Annotated in this window: 11 protein-coding genes; 4 read left to right on the forward strand and 7 right to left on the reverse strand. The window is 64.8% G+C overall.

Annotated elements, in window-relative coordinates:
• Positions 1–80: 80 nt before the first annotated feature.
• Positions 81–1,955 carry an ABC transporter ATP-binding protein gene (locus tag ACHFB9_RS05320; RefSeq protein ID WP_417069979.1) on the forward strand — a complete coding sequence of 625 codons (1,875 nt, stop codon included), beginning with the start codon at positions 81–83 and terminating at the stop codon, positions 1,953–1,955.
• 44 nt (positions 1,956–1,999) lie between these two features.
• Here ACHFB9_RS05320 and ACHFB9_RS05325 read toward each other — a convergent pair whose 3' ends face one another.
• The gene (locus ACHFB9_RS05325) at positions 2,000–3,958 is read right to left on the reverse strand and encodes an autotransporter-associated beta strand repeat-containing protein (RefSeq protein WP_417069981.1); all 1,959 of its coding nucleotides are present in this window, start codon (positions 3,956–3,958) and stop codon (positions 2,000–2,002) included.
• Positions 3,959–4,214: 256 nt separating this feature from the next.
• Between ACHFB9_RS05325 and ACHFB9_RS05330 the strand changes: the two genes are divergently transcribed.
• The 3 genes from ACHFB9_RS05330 to ACHFB9_RS05340 are packed head-to-tail and all read left to right on the forward strand — an operon-like array spanning position 4,215 to position 8,783.
• Positions 4,215–5,426 (forward strand): efflux RND transporter periplasmic adaptor subunit, encoded by a 1,212-nt coding sequence (locus tag ACHFB9_RS05330; RefSeq protein WP_417069983.1) that lies wholly within the window; start codon positions 4,215–4,217, stop codon positions 5,424–5,426.
• Between the two features lie 2 nt (positions 5,427–5,428).
• Complete coding sequence (locus ACHFB9_RS05335) at positions 5,429–7,396, forward strand: MacB family efflux pump subunit (protein WP_417069985.1); 1,968 nt, start codon at positions 5,429–5,431, stop codon at positions 7,394–7,396.
• 7 nt (positions 7,397–7,403) lie between these two features.
• Positions 7,404–8,783: an efflux transporter outer membrane subunit gene (locus ACHFB9_RS05340; protein ID WP_417069987.1), complete on the forward strand. Its 1,380-nt coding sequence runs from the start codon at positions 7,404–7,406 to the stop codon at positions 8,781–8,783.
• Between the two features lie 44 nt (positions 8,784–8,827).
• Here the strand turns inward: ACHFB9_RS05340 and creD are convergent, their stop codons facing one another.
• The 6 genes from creD to pyk all read right to left on the reverse strand — a co-directional run bounded on the left by creD (position 8,828) and on the right by pyk (position 15,875).
• A complete protein-coding gene (gene creD / locus ACHFB9_RS05345) occupies positions 8,828–10,186 on the reverse strand; it encodes a cell envelope integrity protein CreD (RefSeq protein WP_417069989.1) in 1,359 nt (452 codons plus the stop codon).
• Between the two features lie 145 nt (positions 10,187–10,331).
• Positions 10,332–11,798 carry a two-component system sensor histidine kinase CreC gene (gene creC / locus ACHFB9_RS05350; RefSeq protein WP_417069990.1) on the reverse strand — a complete coding sequence of 489 codons (1,467 nt, stop codon included), beginning with the start codon at positions 11,796–11,798 and terminating at the stop codon, positions 10,332–10,334.
• On the reverse strand, positions 11,795–12,475 hold the full coding sequence (gene creB / locus ACHFB9_RS05355; protein ID WP_417069992.1) for a two-component system response regulator CreB: 681 nt from the start codon (positions 12,473–12,475) through the stop codon (positions 11,795–11,797). Before creB ends, creC begins: the two co-directional genes overlap by 4 nt.
• A gap of 123 nt (positions 12,476–12,598) precedes the next feature.
• Positions 12,599–13,051 (reverse strand): pullulanase-associated domain-containing protein, encoded by a 453-nt coding sequence (locus ACHFB9_RS05360; RefSeq protein WP_417069994.1) that lies wholly within the window; start codon positions 13,049–13,051, stop codon positions 12,599–12,601.
• A gap of 271 nt (positions 13,052–13,322) precedes the next feature.
• A complete protein-coding gene (gene fbaA / locus ACHFB9_RS05365; protein ID WP_417069996.1) occupies positions 13,323–14,399 on the reverse strand; it encodes a class II fructose-bisphosphate aldolase in 1,077 nt (358 codons plus the stop codon).
• 39 nt (positions 14,400–14,438) lie between these two features.
• Positions 14,439–15,875: a pyruvate kinase gene (pyk, locus tag ACHFB9_RS05370; protein ID WP_417069998.1), complete on the reverse strand. Its 1,437-nt coding sequence runs from the start codon at positions 15,873–15,875 to the stop codon at positions 14,439–14,441.
• Positions 15,876–15,934 lie beyond the last annotated feature (59 nt).

The following is a 15,934-nucleotide window of genomic DNA, read 5'->3' on the forward strand; positions in this document are numbered from 1 at the left end:
AATCGGAAAATTATCGGCCTTTGCGCTCACGTCCTTTCGACCTGACGCAAAGTTCGGCCGCCCTCGATCACAACAGCCGGATGCCGGCCTCAGGATTTCCCGTGTTCGCCCTGTTCGAAAAACTGATTCACCCCTACCCCGACCGGCAGCCTCCGGTGCCGCCGCGCGGTTTCCTGTCCTTCGTCTGGGCCTGCACTCGGGGCCTGCGCCGCCATGTGCTGGCGATGGCCTTGCTGACCGCGGTGATCGGCGCTTTCGAAGCGCTGCTCTTCGCGTTCATGGGCCACATCGTCGACTGGCTCGGCGCGGTGCGCCCCGAGCGGCTGTGGGTCGAGCAGGGCGGGCGCCTGGCTCTGCTCGGGGCCATCCTGCTCGCCAGTCCCTTGCTGGTCGTGCTGGCGACCTTGCTCAAGCATCAGGCGCTGGCCGGCAATTTCCCGATGCGGCTGCGCTGGGACTTCCACCGCCGGATGCTCGATCAGAGCATGAGCTTCTACCAGGACGAGTTCGCCGGCCGGATCGCGACCAAGGTCATGCAGACCGCGCTGGCGGTTCGCGACACGGTCTTCATCGTCTCGGACATCCTGGTCTATGTGCTGATCTACTTCGCGACGATGGTCGCGGTTGTCGGCAGCTTCGACCGCTGGCTGCTCGTGCCTTTCCTCGCCTGGCTCGCCTTCTATGTCGTGGCGCTGAGGATCTTCGTGCCCAAGCTCGGTGAGGCATCGCGCTCGCAGGCCGACGCGCGTTCGCTGATGACCGGCCGGATCACCGATGCCTACACGAACATCGCGACCGTCAAACTGTTCTCGCACGGCCGCCGCGAAGCGGGCTACGCGAGGAGCGCAATGCAGGAGTTCATGGGCACCGTGCACACCCAGATGCGGCTCGTCAGCGCGGTCGAGATCGTCAACCAGACGCTCTCGGCGCTGCTGATTGCGGGCACGGCGGGTCTCGCGCTGTGGCTGTGGTCGCACAGCGCGGTCGGCGTCGGCGCGGTTGCGGCGGCGATCGCGATGGCGCTGCGCTTGAATGGCATCTCGCACTGGGTGATGTGGGAGATGGCCTCGCTCTTCGAGCACGTTGGCACCGTTCAGGACGGCATCAACACGCTCGCCCGGCCGCACGAGATCGTCGATGCGCTTGACGCGAAACCGCTTAGCGTTACGCGCGGCGAGATCCGCTTCGAGGACGTCCGCTTCGCCTATGGCGGCGAGAAGAACGTGATCGAGCATCTGTCGCTGACGATCAAGCCGGGGGAGAAGATCGGCCTGGTCGGCCGCTCGGGTGCCGGCAAGTCGACGATCGTCAATCTGTTGCTGCGCTTCTACGATGTCGAAGGCGGACGCATCCTGATCGACGGTCAGGACGTTTCCCGGGTGACCCAGGACAGCCTGCGCGCCCAGGTCGGCATGGTGACCCAGGACACGTCGCTGCTGCACCGCTCGGTGCGCGAGAACATCCTCTACAGCCGTCCCGACGCGGGTGACGACGCGATGATCGCGGCGGCGCGGCGCGCCGAAGCGCACGACTTCATCCTCGGGCTGACCGATCCGAAGGGCCGCAGCGGCTACGACGCGCATGTCGGCGAGCGTGGCGTCAAGCTCTCGGGCGGTCAGCGCCAGCGGGTCGCGATCGCCCGGGTCATGTTGAAGGACGCGCCGATTCTGCTGCTCGACGAGGCGACCAGCGCGCTCGATTCCGAAGTCGAATCGGCGATCCAGGGCAGCCTGTACCAGCTGATGGAAGGCAAGACCGTCGTCGCGATTGCGCACCGGCTGTCGACGATCGCGGCGATGGATCGCCTGATCGTGCTCGACCGCGGCCGCATCGTCGAGGAAGGCGACCACCAGAGCCTGCTCGCGAAGGGCGGTATCTACGCGCGGCTGTGGGCGCACCAGAGCGGAGGCTTCCTCGCCGAGGAGGATGAGGAAGCCGGTTTGATGTCCGCGTGAACGGAAAAGGGCGCCCGAAGGCGCCCTTGCAGCGTGAAGCCGGATCAGCCGTCGATCCGGATTTGCACACCGGTGCTGGTATAGATCGGAGTGGCCTTGTAGCCGTCGACGGTCACCGTCTTGAAAGTGCCGGCGCGCTTGCTGGCGCTGAGCACCGCCAGAGTGTCGCCGACCACCGGCTTGTAGCCGTTCGCGAAAGTCACTTTCAGCGTGCCGCCAGCGAGCGTCGCCGTGTTGCCGACGACGAGGCGTCCCTGGCCGTTGCTGCCGATGTTGAGCTGCAATGTGCCGGTTGCGAGTTGGGTATAGCGGCTCGCGATCCTGACCGCGCCGGCGCTTGCGTTGCTGACGACTGTGCCCGCCTTGACATAGACGTCGCCGTTGCCGAAGGCGGTGGTCGAGGCGGCTTCGAGCGTGCCGCCGGCGACCACGGTGCCGCCGCTCCAGCTGTTGTTGCCGGCCAGGCGCAGCGTGCCGCTGCCGTTCTTCGTCAAGAGGCCCTTGCCGGTGATGTCGTTGCGCCAGGCATCGAGCGCGTTGAAACCGCCCAGGCTCGCGTCCATCGTCACAGCGACGTCGCCGTCGAAACTGCCGTAGCCGTCGGCGGCCGCGAACAGGTTCAGGCGTCCCCAGCCTTCCGCATCGTCCAGAACCGGATAGCCCGAAGCGAGCGCGGTGCTCTTCAGCACGACCCGGCGCTGATTCGCGTCGAGATAGGGCAGACGCGTCTCGAGCAGCACTTCGGCGCCCTTGGGCACGACGGCCACTTTGCTCTTGTCGGCGATCTGTGTGAAGCCGTAGGTCAGGCGGCGAAGTGTGTTGGCCTTGTTCGCATCGTGGTCGGCGAAGCGGTCGCTGGAAACCGTCGCCGAGTGGGCGTAAGTGTTCAGCGCCGTTGCGTCCGAAGTGCCGGTCGCAGCCTGCAGCGCCGCGTGGGCCTGGTCATAGGCGGCCTTGCGGGTCGCGGCGGAAGCCGCGGCGATGTTGGCTGCAGCGACGGCCTGGGCCTGAACCCGTCCGCTGATCACGTCCAGAGGCGAGTGCATGCCGGCGAGGATGCGGTTCTCACCGAGTTCGAGCCCGCGGGCGACGAGTTCCTGGAAGCGCTCGGGCATCACATAGGCCATGCCCAGCACATCGCGCATCGCTTCGGCCGAGTGACCGCTGGTGAAGCCGCCGTCGGTGGCGGCAGTGCTGCTCTTCGCCGGCACCAGGGCCGGAACCACGACGACGCTGGAACTCCAGCGCCAGGGGCGGGCGTATTTGTAGAAGCGCTTGGCCGGCTCGGTCGAGCCGTTGTTGCCCATGCTGTTGACGAAGTCGACGACTGCACCGAAGAGCGTGTTGCTGCTGCCGCCGACGCCGGTGTTGTTGCCGCCGTCGTTGTACAGCTTCGTCGGCGCATCGGCGGCGATGTCGGTGATCGTCGTGGTCTGCTGGGCGGCTGCGCGCCAGGCGCTGGTCAGCGGTCCCATGCCATCAGAAACGCTATAGCCCTTGCCGCGACGGTCGTCGAGGTAGGCGGCCAGCTCTTGGGCGGCGGTTCTCTTGGTCGTCGCATCGACGACGTACTGGATATTCGCGGCGTGGACGCTTGCGTTCAGGATCTTGCCGTCGCTCGCGTCCCCCGGGATCCCGGTCCAGGTCGAGGCCGAGAAGGTGAGCGGGCAGGCGGTGGTTCCGGTGACCGAGACTCCGGCATCGACGAGCTGTGTGCTCGGAGCCCATATGTCGAGGAAGCCCGAGAGCACGCGCACGCCGGCGTTGGTCGCGAGCGTGGAGTGGCAGGGATCGCCCCGCGAGTTGGAGCTGGCGTTGTCGACGAAGGGCGGAACGCTCGTTTCGTTCGCGATGGGGGCGGTGTCGGACTGACCCAGACCGGCGGGGGCGTCGGGGATGACCAGGGCTTCGTCCGAATCGCTGCTCCCGCAGCCAGAGAGGACAAAAGCGCCGAGAAGTGCCGCCGCCAGCGGTGCGAGGCGGGTGGCGAAAGGCTGATACATGTTTGATGGCTCCAGGAGTGGTGCGCCGGAAAGCAGGCCGGCCAGCGGAAGCTACGCGAGCCAAACTAAGGTTTGATGACAGCGCCTCTGCCGGACCGTGTTCTTGACCGGATGTGACTCGCGGTGGCGCGCGTAACATCTGCTTGCAGAGCCTCCCGGCCACGGGCGGTGTTCCGGGAGATAGTCGGGTGGTCTGGCCGAACGCTCCCGCAGGTCCAGGGACGCTCCGCTCATTTCCTCCGATTCCGATGAACTCATGAAACCATTTCAAAGCAGATCGCGCCGTCTGGCGATCGCTGTTGTGCTGCTGATCGCAGCGCTCGCTGCCTACCGCCTGTTCGCCCCGTCCAACGCCGGACCCCGCCTGTTGAGCGTCCCGGTTCGCGTGGCCGATCTTGAGGAAACCGTGCTCGCCAGCGGAACCATCCAGGCCTTTGATCAGGTCAGCGTCGGAGCCCAGGTTTCCGGCCAGCTCAAATCGCTGAAAGTCGCTTTGGGGGACGACGTGAAGAAAGGCCAGCTGGTCGCCGAGATCGATTCTCTGACCCAGCAGAACGCGCTGAAGACCGCCGAGGCCCAGCTCGACAACGTCCAGGCCCAGAAGAAGGCAAAGCAGGCGACTCTGCGCCAGGCCGAACTCGCGTTCGAGCGCCAGAAGAAGATGCTGGATCGCGATGCGAACTCCCACGCCGACTATGAGAGCGCCGATGCGACGCTTGCCCAGACGCGCGCGGACATCGCGGCGCTGGAGGCGCAGATCCGCCAGGCCAGGGTTTCGGTCGATACCGCGAAGGTGAACCTCGGGTATACGCAGATCACTTCGCCGATCGACGGCAAGGTCGTCGCGGTCGTGACGAAGGAAGGTCAGACCGTCAACTCGAACCAGTCGGCGCCGACCATCATCAAGGTCGCCAAGCTCAGGACCGTGACCATCAAGGCGCAGGTCTCGGAAGCCGATGTGACCCGGATCAAACCGGGGCAGAGGGTCTATTTCACGATTCTCGGCGAACCCGATCGCCGCTATCAGACGACATTGCGGGCAGTCGAACCGGCGCCCGATTCGATCTCGGATACGAGCACGACGAGCTCGAGCTCGACTTCGAGCAGCTCATCATCTTCTTCGGCGATCTACTACAACGCGATGTTCGATGTGCCCAACCCCGAGGGCAAACTGCGCATCTCGATGACGACCGAAGTCAATATCGTGCTGGCCGAAGCGAAGCAGGTGCTGACGATTCCGTCGTCGGCGCTGGACAAGGCCGGGCCGGACGGCCGTTATCGGGTCCGCGTCGAAGGTCCGGAGCATCGCATCGAAGAACGCCTCGTGCGTATCGGCATGAACAACAAGGTCGATGCGCAGGTTCTCGACGGTCTGAAGGCGGGCGAGAAAGTCGTGATCGGTGAAGCGACGGCGGCGACGTCCGACTCGGCGAGCAGCCAGCGCCGTGGCCCGCCTCCGATGATGTGATCATGAGCACTGCGCTTCTCGAATTGAAATCGCTCAGGCGGGAATTCCCGTCCGGCGAGGAGACGATCACGGTCCTCAAGGATCTCGACCTGACGATAGAGTCCGGCGAGATGGTCGCGATCGTCGGCGCGTCAGGTTCCGGCAAGTCGACGCTGATGAACATCCTCGGCTGTCTGGACAGGCCGAGCAGCGGCAGCTATCGCGTCGCGGGCCGCCAGACCCGCGAACTCGCCCCCGACGAGCTCGCCCAGCTGCGCCGCGAGCACTTCGGTTTCGTGTTCCAGCGCTACCACTTGCTGCCCGATCTCACCGCGCTCGGCAACGTCGAGATCCCGGCGATCTACGCAGGCAAGGACAGGGCGGCGCGCTGTGATCGCGCCGCCGCGCTGCTCGACAAGCTGGGTCTCGCGGACCGGATGGATCACCGGCCCGGTCAGCTCTCGGGCGGTCAGCAGCAGCGCGTCAGCATCGCGCGGGCGCTGATGAACGGCTGCAACGTGATCCTTGCCGACGAGCCGACCGGGGCGCTCGACCGCCACAGCGGTCAGGCCGTGATGGCCATCCTCAAGGAACTGAACGCCGAGGGCCACACCGTCATCATCGTGACCCACGACATGCAGATCGCCGAGCATGCGCGGCGGATCATCGAGATCTCGGACGGCGAGATCATCGCCGACCGCGAGAACACGCAGATCCGCGACGAGGCCGGTGCGGTCGCTCCGCACGCAGTCGTGGATTCCCGGGCGCGCCAGGCAGCGCTCTGGCGCGCCGACTGGGACAGGCTGACCGAGGCCTTCAAGATGGCGCTGCTGGCGATGGCCGCGCACCGGCTGCGCACCTTCCTGACCATGCTGGGCATCATCATCGGCATCGCGTCGGTCGTCTCGGTCGTCGCGCTGGGCCAGGGCTCGCGTCAGCGCATCCTGAAGGACATCAGTTCGCTAGGCACGAACACGATAGACATCTATCCGGGCAAGGACTTCGGCGACATGAGGTCGAGCCGGGTGCAGACGCTGCGCCCCGCCGATGCGACGGCGCTCGCCGCCCAGCCCTATATCGACAGCGTGACGCCGCGCGTGAGCTCCAGCGTCGTGCTGCGCTATGGCAACGTGTCGGTCAATGCGACCGTCAATGGAGTTGGCGAGCAGTACTTTCGCGTGCGTGGCATGGAGATGGCGGACGGCACGATCTTCGATGCCGCTGGGATACGCAGCCTTGCCCAGGAAGTCGTGATCGACGACAACACGCGCAAGAAACTCTTTCCCGGAAACGAGAACCCGCTCGGTGCCGTGGTCTTCCTTGGCAGCGTTCCCTGCCGTGTGATCGGCGCCGCGAAAGCGAAAGATAGCGGTTTTGGCAACAACGACAGCCTGAATCTCTTCGCGCCCTATACGACCGTGATGACCCGGCTCCTCGGGCAGACCTATCTGAAGGGGATGACGGTGCGCATCAGCGATGCGGTGCCGACCGATGTCGCCGAGCAAGGGGTCACCCGGATGCTGAGCCAGCGCCACGGGGCCAAGGACTTCTTCGTCTCGAACACCGACTCGATACGCAAGACGATCGAGAAGACGACCGCGACGATGACTCTGCTCGTCTCGATGATCGCGCTGATCTCGCTTGTCGTCGGCGGCATCGGTGTCATGAACATCATGCTGGTTTCGGTCACCGAGCGAACCCAGGAGATCGGTGTGCGGATGGCGGTCGGCGCGCGGCAGGGTGACATCATGCGTCAGTTCCTGATCGAGGCCGTGCTCGTCTGCCTGCTCGGCGGGGCGATCGGTGTCGGCCTTTCGCTCGCCTTCGGCGCCATTTTTGCGCGCGCCAGCAGCAATTTTGCGATGGTCTATTCGACCGCGTCGATTGTCGCCGCCTTCGCGGTATCGACCGCGGTGGGCGTCGCCTTCGGCTTCCTGCCGGCCCGCAACGCCGCGCGCCTCGACCCGGTGGTCGCGCTCTCAAGGGAATGAAGCCGGAATGAACAGCAAGATCCGAATCAGCAGCCTCGCGCTGGCGCTCGTTTTGACCGGGTGTGGCGGACTCGTCAGAACGCCTTACTCCGCTCCGGCCATCGAAGCTCCGGCGCGCTGGCAGCATGCGTCGCGCGAGGGCGCCGCGCTGGTCGATTCCCCGTGGTGGAAAGCCTTCGGCGACGCCCGGCTCGACGCCTTGATCGAGAGAGTTCTTGCGAACAACAACGATCTGGCGGCGGCCGGAATCGTGGTCAAGAAAGCCTGGCTGCAGGCAGGCCTGGCGGCCGACAAGCAGAATCCCGCGCTGTCGGCGAGCCTCGCCGCGAGCCGGAGCCGCGAGCTGAGCCACGACAAGACGACAAGCAGCGCCTATTCGGCCACCGCCTCGGTCAGCTATGAAGTCGATCTGTGGGGCAGGCTCGCGAGTGCGCGCGACGCGGCCGAGTGGGAGGCTAAGGCCAGCGAGCAGGACCGGGCGGACACCGCCTGGGCGCTCGCCGCGACGACCGCCAAACTCTACTGGCAGATCGCCTGGCTGAATCAGCGGATAGAACTGGGTGAGCAGAACATCGCCTATGGGCAGAAGGCGCTGGCGATCGCACGCGGCAAGCGCGAAGCCGGAGCCATCTCGGGTGTCGACGTGCTGCAGGCCGAACAGACCCTCGCAAGCCAGCAGGCGAGTTTGAGCGATCTCGTCCAGCAGCGGGTCGAAGCGCGCAATGCCTTGTCCATCCTGTTCAACGCGCCTCCCGGGCAGAGCTTTGTCGTTCCGGATCGCCTGCCCGAGGCCGAATTGCCGAGCGTCGAGGCGGGGCTTCCCGCCGCGCTGCTGGGCCGGCGGCCCGACCTTCAGGCCGCCGAGCTGCGCCTGCGCGAGACGCTGGCGACGGGCGATGCGACCCGGGCGAGCTACTACCCGGGGTTTTCGCTGACCGGATCGCTGGGCAGCAGCAGCGCGGCCTTGTCCGATCTGATCAAGAATCCGCTCGGCACTCTGGGCGCATCTCTGAGCCTGCCTTTCCTGCAGTGGAACGAGATGAAGCTCTCGACCAGGGTAGCTCAGGCCGACTATGAAAAAGCGGTGATCAGTTTTCGCCAGAGCCTCTATGCGGCGATGAGCGATGTCGAGAACGCGTTGTCGGCGAGAAGTCAGTACTCGGCGCAGAGCGCGATGCTGCAGAGCTCTTTCGCTGCCGCACAGAAGATCGAGACGATTTACGAAACCCAGTATCGGCTTGGTGCCGTGCCGATGAAGACCTGGCTCGATGCGCAGCAGACCCGCCGTGAAGCTGAAGTTGCGCTGCTCGCGAACCGCTATCAGAGGCTCGTCAATCACGTCACGCTGATCCAGGCGCTGGGCGGCAGCGCTTCGGGCGGGATCTAGTGGGCGCTGAGCCAGGCGCAGCGTGCCTGGCTCAGCGAGAAGCGCTATTGTTCCCCGGGTACTGAAGCGGATGCCACATCAGTGTTGCTGGCGAGCTGCTTGTGCCAGTCGACTTTGCGGGTGCCTATCATCACGCAGGCGAGCAGGGCGAAGAGCAGCAGGCTGCCCATCAGCAGCGCGTTCTGCTCCGAGAGCAGGATCACATAGATCGCGCTGTAGAGCACGCCCAGACCCACGGTGAAACCACCGGCAAGCCACGCGCTGCGCAGAAGCTGGGCGCTGTAGAAACCGATCAGCAGCACGCAGGCGCTCCCCGCGGCGAGGTAGGCCGGGCCGAAGCCGATCTGCTCGGAGAGCGAGAGCAGGAGCAGGAAGAAGATCAGCAGCGCGGCGCCGACCAGCAGGTAATTGAGCGGGTGCAGCCTGAGGCGGCGCAGCATCTCGAAGAGCAGGAAAGCGCCCAGGGTCAGCAGGATGAACAGTTCCGAATACTTGCTGGCGCGATCGGACATCGAGTAGATATCGACGGGGTCGATCAGGCTGACCGAGAAGGGTTCGGCTTTAAGCGTTCGCCCTGCGTCTGTCTCCCAGGCCTGGCGTGCCAGGGAGGCGACGCCATTGATCTGCCATTCGGCTTCGAAGCCCTTGTCGCCGACCTTGCGATTGACCGGCAGGAAACGGCCTCCGAAGGAGGGGTGCGGCCAGTCCGAGCGCAGGCCGACCGTGGTCTCGCGCCCCAGAGGCAGCATCGCGAAGCTGTCGGTGCCGGCGATCTGCAGGTCGGCCCTGATGTTCAGGGTCTTGCCGAGCAGCGCGGCAAAGTTCGGCAGGGCGGCATTGACGCCGGTTGCCGGTGTCTTCAGACCGGTTCCCGCCTCGATGCGCAGGGGCTCGCCTCCCTGCGAAATCCTGAGCTGACGGATGCCGCGCGGATCGCTGAGCGCGATGATCAGCTGGGCGCCTTCAATCTCGATGCGCGAGTCCGGGTGGCTGTGGGACAGATCCTCGGCGGTCGGCATCCGCAGCGTGCTCTGCAGGCTGCCGCCGAGCAGATAGGTGTTGATCCGGAACACGCCGCGGTAGCGGGTCTCGTTGTGCAGCGTTCCGCTGAGCTTGAGCGCTTCGGGCAGGAACAGCTTTTCACCGCGTTCGAGCAGATCTTCCTTGCGGATCAGTTTGCCCTTGTCGTCGAAGACCGGCCGGGTGAAGCGTTCGGCATAGCGGACCATCAGCACCGGGCCGGCCAGGGTTTGCGATTCGGCGAGGCTCGCGGCGATCGATTCCTGGGCGGAGGAGCGGTTCGCGATCCGGTCGAGCACGACGCCGCGAATCAGATGACCGGCGAGCAGCAGGATGCCGACGAGCGTGACGAGGACCAGAAGTTTGCGGCTCAGGCTACGCATGTTCGCTCTCCCTCGCGCTGTTCAGTGAGGGCAGACCCGCGCTCCTGGGAGTCTCCGCTGGGGCGGGGGTGACGGGCGGTTTGCTGTGGCGGTGTTGGGACATCAGGGCATCCTTGGTTTTATGACGCGGCCAAGGATGATGGCTTCATGTCAGCGCACGATGAGATCTGCGTGAAGAGACGGTGAAGAGCGGGAATTCGAGGCAGGCGAGGGCGCCGCCCTCGGGGTGATTGGCGAGCGTGAGCCGGCCGTGATGGCGGCGCGCGACTTCCTGGACGATCGCCAGCCCCAGGCCCGAGCCCTTGCTGCCATCGGGGCGGGGCAGAGCGTAGAAGCGCTCGAAAAGATGCGGCAGCGCGTAGTCGGGAATGCCTGCGCCCCGGTCGCGAACCTGGATGCTCAGCTCCTTGCCCTGGCGGACGAGACTGAGCGTGATCGTGCTGCCGTCGGGCGCGTGATCGATCGCGTTGTCGAGCAGATTGCCCAGAGCCAGCGCAAGGTTCTCGCACTCGGCATGGAGGGGGGGAAGCGTCTCCCCGGCTGCGAATTCGCAGCGGATCTTCCGCGCATCGGCGCGCGCCTGGCGGGCCGCGAGCAATTCCGTGGCGATTGCCTGCAGATCGCAGGGCTCGGCCGATTCGCGCAGCGGGCCCGACTCCAGTTTCGAGAGCGCGAGCATCCGGTTCACGCAGTCAGTCATGCGCTGGCTTTGGCTCAGGACATGGGCGGCGAAGCGCCGACGCTCGGCCTCGGGCAGTTGCACCTCGCCGAGGATCTCGCCCGCGCCGCGCAAGGCCGCGAGCGGACTCTTCAGCTCGTGAGTCAGCGCCTGCACGGTGCGCTCGACGTACTGCCGGCCTTCGAGCTTCTCGCGCATCGCCTCCATCGCCCGGGCGAGATCGGAGATCTCCTGGCCGCCGCCGGTGGGCGGCTCGGCGGCCTTGCCGGCCGCGACAGCCTGCGCATAGCGGCGCAGGCGGCGGATCGAGCCGGTGAGCCAGAGCGTGACCGCCAGACCGATCAAGGCCGAGCCACCGAGCAGCCAGGCACCGTGGCGCACGATCGTGTCTTCGCTGTGGTGGATGATCGGCAGCAGCGTGCTCTCCCGCTTGGCGACCGAGAGCACGCCGATCGTGCGTGGGCCGTCGCGGATCGGTGCGGCGACGTAAAAGACCGAGCTGTCCTTGTCGTTCTCCCTGATGTGGGAGGAGCGCGCGCCATATTCGCCGCGCAAGGTGCGGCGGATGTCCTGCCAGTTCGAGTAATCCATCCCCTCCGCGCGATGCTCCGAGTCGTAGCGGACGATGCCCTTCGCATCGGTGACGATGACGCGAAAGTCCAGGCTGGTCTTGTGAAAGTGAAAGATCCGCGCATCGACGGCGCGAGCGTGGTAGGACGCCACGCGCTCAGCGAAACGACCGTTCCCGATCCGGCCGGCGACGAGATCGTCGGTCGCCATCTCGGCGAGGATGTTCGCGGTATCGACCATGCTCTCCTCGATCGCCTGCTTCACGCTGGGCCTGACCTCGGCGACGAAGATACGCAGCACGAAGAAGGCCGCGAGGCCCACGATCAGGAAGTAACCGAGCAGCACGCGCAGCGGCAGGTTCATCGCGAAAGCGAATAGCCCAGCCCGCGGTGGGTCTGAATCGGATCGAGTTCGGAGGAGATCTCGCGCAGCTTGGCGCGCAGGGTCTTGATGTGGGTGTCGACGGTGCGGTCGCAGCTGTCGCTATCCCTTCCCCAGACCGAATCGAGCAGCTGTTCGCGGGAGAACACCCGACCGGGGTTGAGCAGCAGGTGGCGCAGCAGCAGGTACTCGTAGCGGGTCAGCGCCAGCGCGTCTTTGCCCATGCGAACCTGGGCCGCGGCTTCGTCGAGCTCCAGCGCGGGAGTCTCAGGGGGAGACTGGGTATGCAGCGCTCCGGAGCGGCGCAGCATCACACGCAGGCGGGCCGCGACCTCGCGCGGGCTGAATGGTTTGGCGACGTAGTCGTCGGCGCCGATCTCGAAGCCCAGCACCCGGTCGATCTCCTCGCTGCGTGCGGTCAGGAACATCACCGGCAGCGCGGCATCCTTTGCCCGGATGCGCCGGCAGACTTCGAAGCCGGAGAGGTCGGGCAGGCCGACATCGAGCACCGCGACCGCGATCCCGCCCTGCTCGATGCGCGCCAGTGCTTCGCCTCCCGTGCTCACATGGCAGGGGGAAAAGCCCTCGCTTTTCAGGGTCCAGGCAAGGGTGTCGGCAATCGCGGGTTCGTCTTCAACGAGCAGGATTACGGGAGTCATCGCAGCATTTTCGATGAGAAGGCCGGGAAGGGCAATCGCTGCGATCCGCTCTGTCGCAATGAAAAAAGCCGTTCGGAAACCGAACGGCTTTTTGACCGGGGCAGCGGGGCTGCCGGACAGGTCTTATTGGGCGCGCGCCTTGACGGCTTCTTCCTTGGACGTGTAGATCTTCACGTCACCGGAGTTCACCCAGATCTGCTTGGTCGTGTTGCCATCGAACCATTGATCCTTGCCGCCTTGTTCCTTCGCATCACCCTTGTGGATGATGTAATTCACCGCGGCGGCTGAACCGAATTCCTTCAGAGGCAGGTGGAAATAGATGCTGCCGTCTTCGCTCTTGCCCTTCGGCTTGATCGGGCCGAACCAGTCGCAGCCGTCGATCGGGGTGCCGCGGCCGCTGCCCGGAACGCCGTTCCACGCGTGTACGCCCCACGAGCCGTACTTGCCGTCGGCGCGCCAGTAGTTGATCGAGACAAAGCCGTCAGGCGGATCCGAGGGTTCGCCAGCGAAGGAGGGCAGCGCGATGGCTGCGAAAGTCAGGGCTGCGACAGCTTGCAGGAAGAAACGCTTGTTCATTATGTATCCATCCTCTTTGGTTACTAACGGGAGTTTCATCGCGCGCAGTTTGATTTTTTGTCACTTCGTTCAGCCAGGCTACGCCTGTCCGACTTATGCTCTATCGATCATCCGGGAGTCCGCGCCCTAAGGCTGTCGAGCTCCTCCAGTGCGTAGATTACCAGCCCTTGGGCTTCTTGTGGATGTGCAATAGTGCAAATCCGGGCCGGAACCGGGCAAAAAAAACGCGCCGTCCCTTGCGGGAGCGGCGCGTCTTTTCGAGGCGGTCGAATTACAGCACGTCGATCGCGTTCAGTTCCTTGAAAGCCTGCTGCAGGCGGGCGATCACGGATTCCTGACCCTTGCGCAGCCAGACGCGCGGGTCGTAGTACTTCTTGTTCGGGCTGTCCGGACCTTCCGGGTTACCCAGCTGGCCTTGCAGGTAGGCTTCCTTGTCCTTGTAATACTTCAGGACGCCTTCCCAGTTGGCCCACTGCGTGTCGGTGTCGATGTTCATCTTGACGACGCCGTAGGAGACCGAGTCGTGGATTTCCTGGGCGGTCGAACCCGAGCCGCCGTGGAACACGAAGTTCAGCGTCTTGGCCGGAACACCGTGCTTCTTCGACAGATACTTTTGCGAGTTGTCGAGGATGGACGGGGTCAGCTTGACGTTGCCGGGCTTGTAGACACCATGCACGTTGCCGAACGAAGCGGCGATCGTGAAGCGCGGGCTGATCTTGATCAGGTGCTCGTAGGCGAAAGCGACGTCTTCCGGCTGGGTGTAGAGCGCCGACTGATCCATCGCGCTGTTGTCGACGCCGTCTTCCTCGCCGCCGGTGCAGCCCAGTTCGAGCTCCAGCGTCATGCCAATCTTGGACATGCGGGCCAGGTACTTCTCGCAGATCTCGATGTTCTCGGCCAGAGGTTCTTCCGACAGATCGAGCATGTGCGAGGAGAACAACGGCTTGCCGGTTTCGGCGAAGTGCTTTTCACCGGCGTCGAGCAGACCGTCGATCCAGGGCAGCAGCTTCTTCGCGGCGTGGTCGGTGTGCACGATGACCGGAACGCCATAGGCGGCGGCGATCGCATGGACGTGCTTGGCACCGGAGATCGCACCGAGGATGGCAGCTTGCTGGCCTTCGAGCTTCAGACCCTTGCCCGCGATGAACTGCGCGCCACCGTTCGAGAACTGAACGATCACCGGGGCCTTGGCCTTGGCAGCAGCTTCGATGACGGCATTGATCGTGTCGGTGCCAACGCAGTTGACGGCCGGGATCGCGAAGTTGTTTTCCTTGGCGACCGCAAAGACCTTCTGCACGTCGTCGCCGGTGATGACGCCGGGTTTCACGAAATCAAAAATCTTGGACATAACGTCTCCAAATTTCCGGGATGGTAAAAGCGGATGGACTCAGTTGTTTTCGCCGATGCGGACAACCTTCAGGCTGTTCGTGCCGCCTTGCTGGCCGATCGGGTCGCCAACCGTGAAGACGACGATATCGCCGGCTTCGACAACCTTGGCCTTGACCAGAACCTTTTCTGCTTCGCGGAGCAGGCGATCGCGGTCCATGTTGGTCTGGGCGGCGGTCAGGATCGGGTAGACCTCGCGCATCAGCGCGGTCTTGCGGACGGTTTCCGGATCCGGGGTCAGCGCGTAGATAGGCACGCCGGAGTTCAGGCGGCTCATCCACAGAGCGGTCGATCCGGACTGGGTCAGCGCGGCGATCGCCTTCGCGCCCAGGTGATGGGCGGTCAGCAGAGCGGCCATTGCGATCGACTGGTCGATGCGGCTGAAGGTGCGATCCAGGAAATGCTGGTCGAGCGTGATCGGGTTGAACTTTTCGGCTTCGGTCGCGATGCGCGCCATTGCTTCGACGGTCTCGACCGGGAACTTGCCGGCGGCACTTTCGGCCGACAGCATCACCGCATCGGTGCCGTCGAGAACCGCGTTCGCAACGTCGGACACTTCGGCGCGGGTCGGGATCGGGCTGGAGATCATCGACTCCATCATCTGGGTCGCGGTGATCGTCAGCTTGTTCATCTCGCGGGCCTTGCGGATCATGCGCTTTTGCAGCGCCGGAACCGCGGCTTCGCCGACTTCGACAGCCAGGTCGCCACGGGCAACCATGATGCCGTCACAGGCGTTCAGGATCTCTTCGAGCACGGTCGGTTCGACCGCTTCGGTCCGTTCGATCTTCGCGATCGTCAGGGCATGGCCGCCGGCCGCGCGCATCAGCGTCTTGGCCATGTACATGTCGGCAGCGCTCTTCGGGAAGGAGACGGCCAGGAAGTCGACGCCGATTTCGGCAGCCGTCTTGATGTCGTCCATGTCCTTCGCGGTCAGCGCGGGAGCGGTCAGACCGCCGCCCTTCTGGTTGATGCCCTTGTTGTTGGACAGGTCGCCACCAACGATGACTTTACAGTGGACTTCCGAACCCTTGACCTTCTCGACTTCCAGCACAACGCGGCCGTCGTCGAGCAGCAGGGTCACGCCCGGCGACACGTCGCGGGGCAGTTCTTTGTAGTCGAGGCCGACGCGTTCGTCGTTACCGAGCTGGCAGGCTGCGTCGAGGATGAACTTGCCACCCTTTTCCAGCGTGGTCTTGCCCTTTTCGAATTTGCCGACGCGGATCTTCGGGCCTTGCAGGTCACCGAGGATACCGACGTTGCGACCGACCTTGGCGGCGGCCTGGCGAACCAGGTCAGCGCGCTTCTTGTGGTCTTCGGGCGTGCCGTGGGAGAAATTCATCCGGACGACGTCGACGCCGGCAAGAACCATGCGTTCGAGGGTTTCTGCGTCGTTCGAGGACGGGCCGAGTGTGGCGACGATCTTGGTATGGCGTTGCATCCTAGCTCCTAGGGGGGAGATGGGCGACGGCAAGGCCGCCGCTATGGGGTCAGGAACCG

The organism is Niveibacterium terrae, from assembly GCF_048213115.1.
Lineage (GTDB): Bacteria > Pseudomonadota > Gammaproteobacteria > Burkholderiales > Rhodocyclaceae > Niveibacterium > Niveibacterium terrae.

Bases quoted from the DNA above. Each gene is read 5' to 3' on its own strand.
- ACHFB9_RS05320 (WP_417069979.1), top strand. From the start codon at position 81: ATGCCGGCCTCAGGATTTCCCGTGTTCGCCCTGTTCGAAAAACTGATT.
- creD (WP_417069989.1), bottom strand. From the start codon at position 10,186: ATGCGTAGCCTGAGCCGCAAACTTCTGGTCCTCGTCACGCTCGTCGGC.
- pyk (WP_417069998.1), bottom strand. From the start codon at position 15,875: ATGCAACGCCATACCAAGATCGTCGCCACACTCGGCCCGTCCTCGAAC.
- creC (WP_417069990.1), bottom strand. From the start codon at position 11,798: ATGAACCTGCCGCTGCGCGTGCTGCTCGGTTACTTCCTGATCGTGGGC.
- ACHFB9_RS05325 (WP_417069981.1), bottom strand. From the start codon at position 3,958: ATGTATCAGCCTTTCGCCACCCGCCTCGCACCGCTGGCGGCGGCACTT.
- ACHFB9_RS05335 (WP_417069985.1), top strand. From the start codon at position 5,429: ATGAGCACTGCGCTTCTCGAATTGAAATCGCTCAGGCGGGAATTCCCG.
- creB (WP_417069992.1), bottom strand. From the start codon at position 12,475: ATGACTCCCGTAATCCTGCTCGTTGAAGACGAACCCGCGATTGCCGAC.
- ACHFB9_RS05360 (WP_417069994.1), bottom strand. From the start codon at position 13,051: ATGAACAAGCGTTTCTTCCTGCAAGCTGTCGCAGCCCTGACTTTCGCA.
- ACHFB9_RS05330 (WP_417069983.1), top strand. From the start codon at position 4,215: ATGAAACCATTTCAAAGCAGATCGCGCCGTCTGGCGATCGCTGTTGTG.
- fbaA (WP_417069996.1), bottom strand. From the start codon at position 14,399: ATGTCCAAGATTTTTGATTTCGTGAAACCCGGCGTCATCACCGGCGAC.
- ACHFB9_RS05340 (WP_417069987.1), top strand. From the start codon at position 7,404: ATGAACAGCAAGATCCGAATCAGCAGCCTCGCGCTGGCGCTCGTTTTG.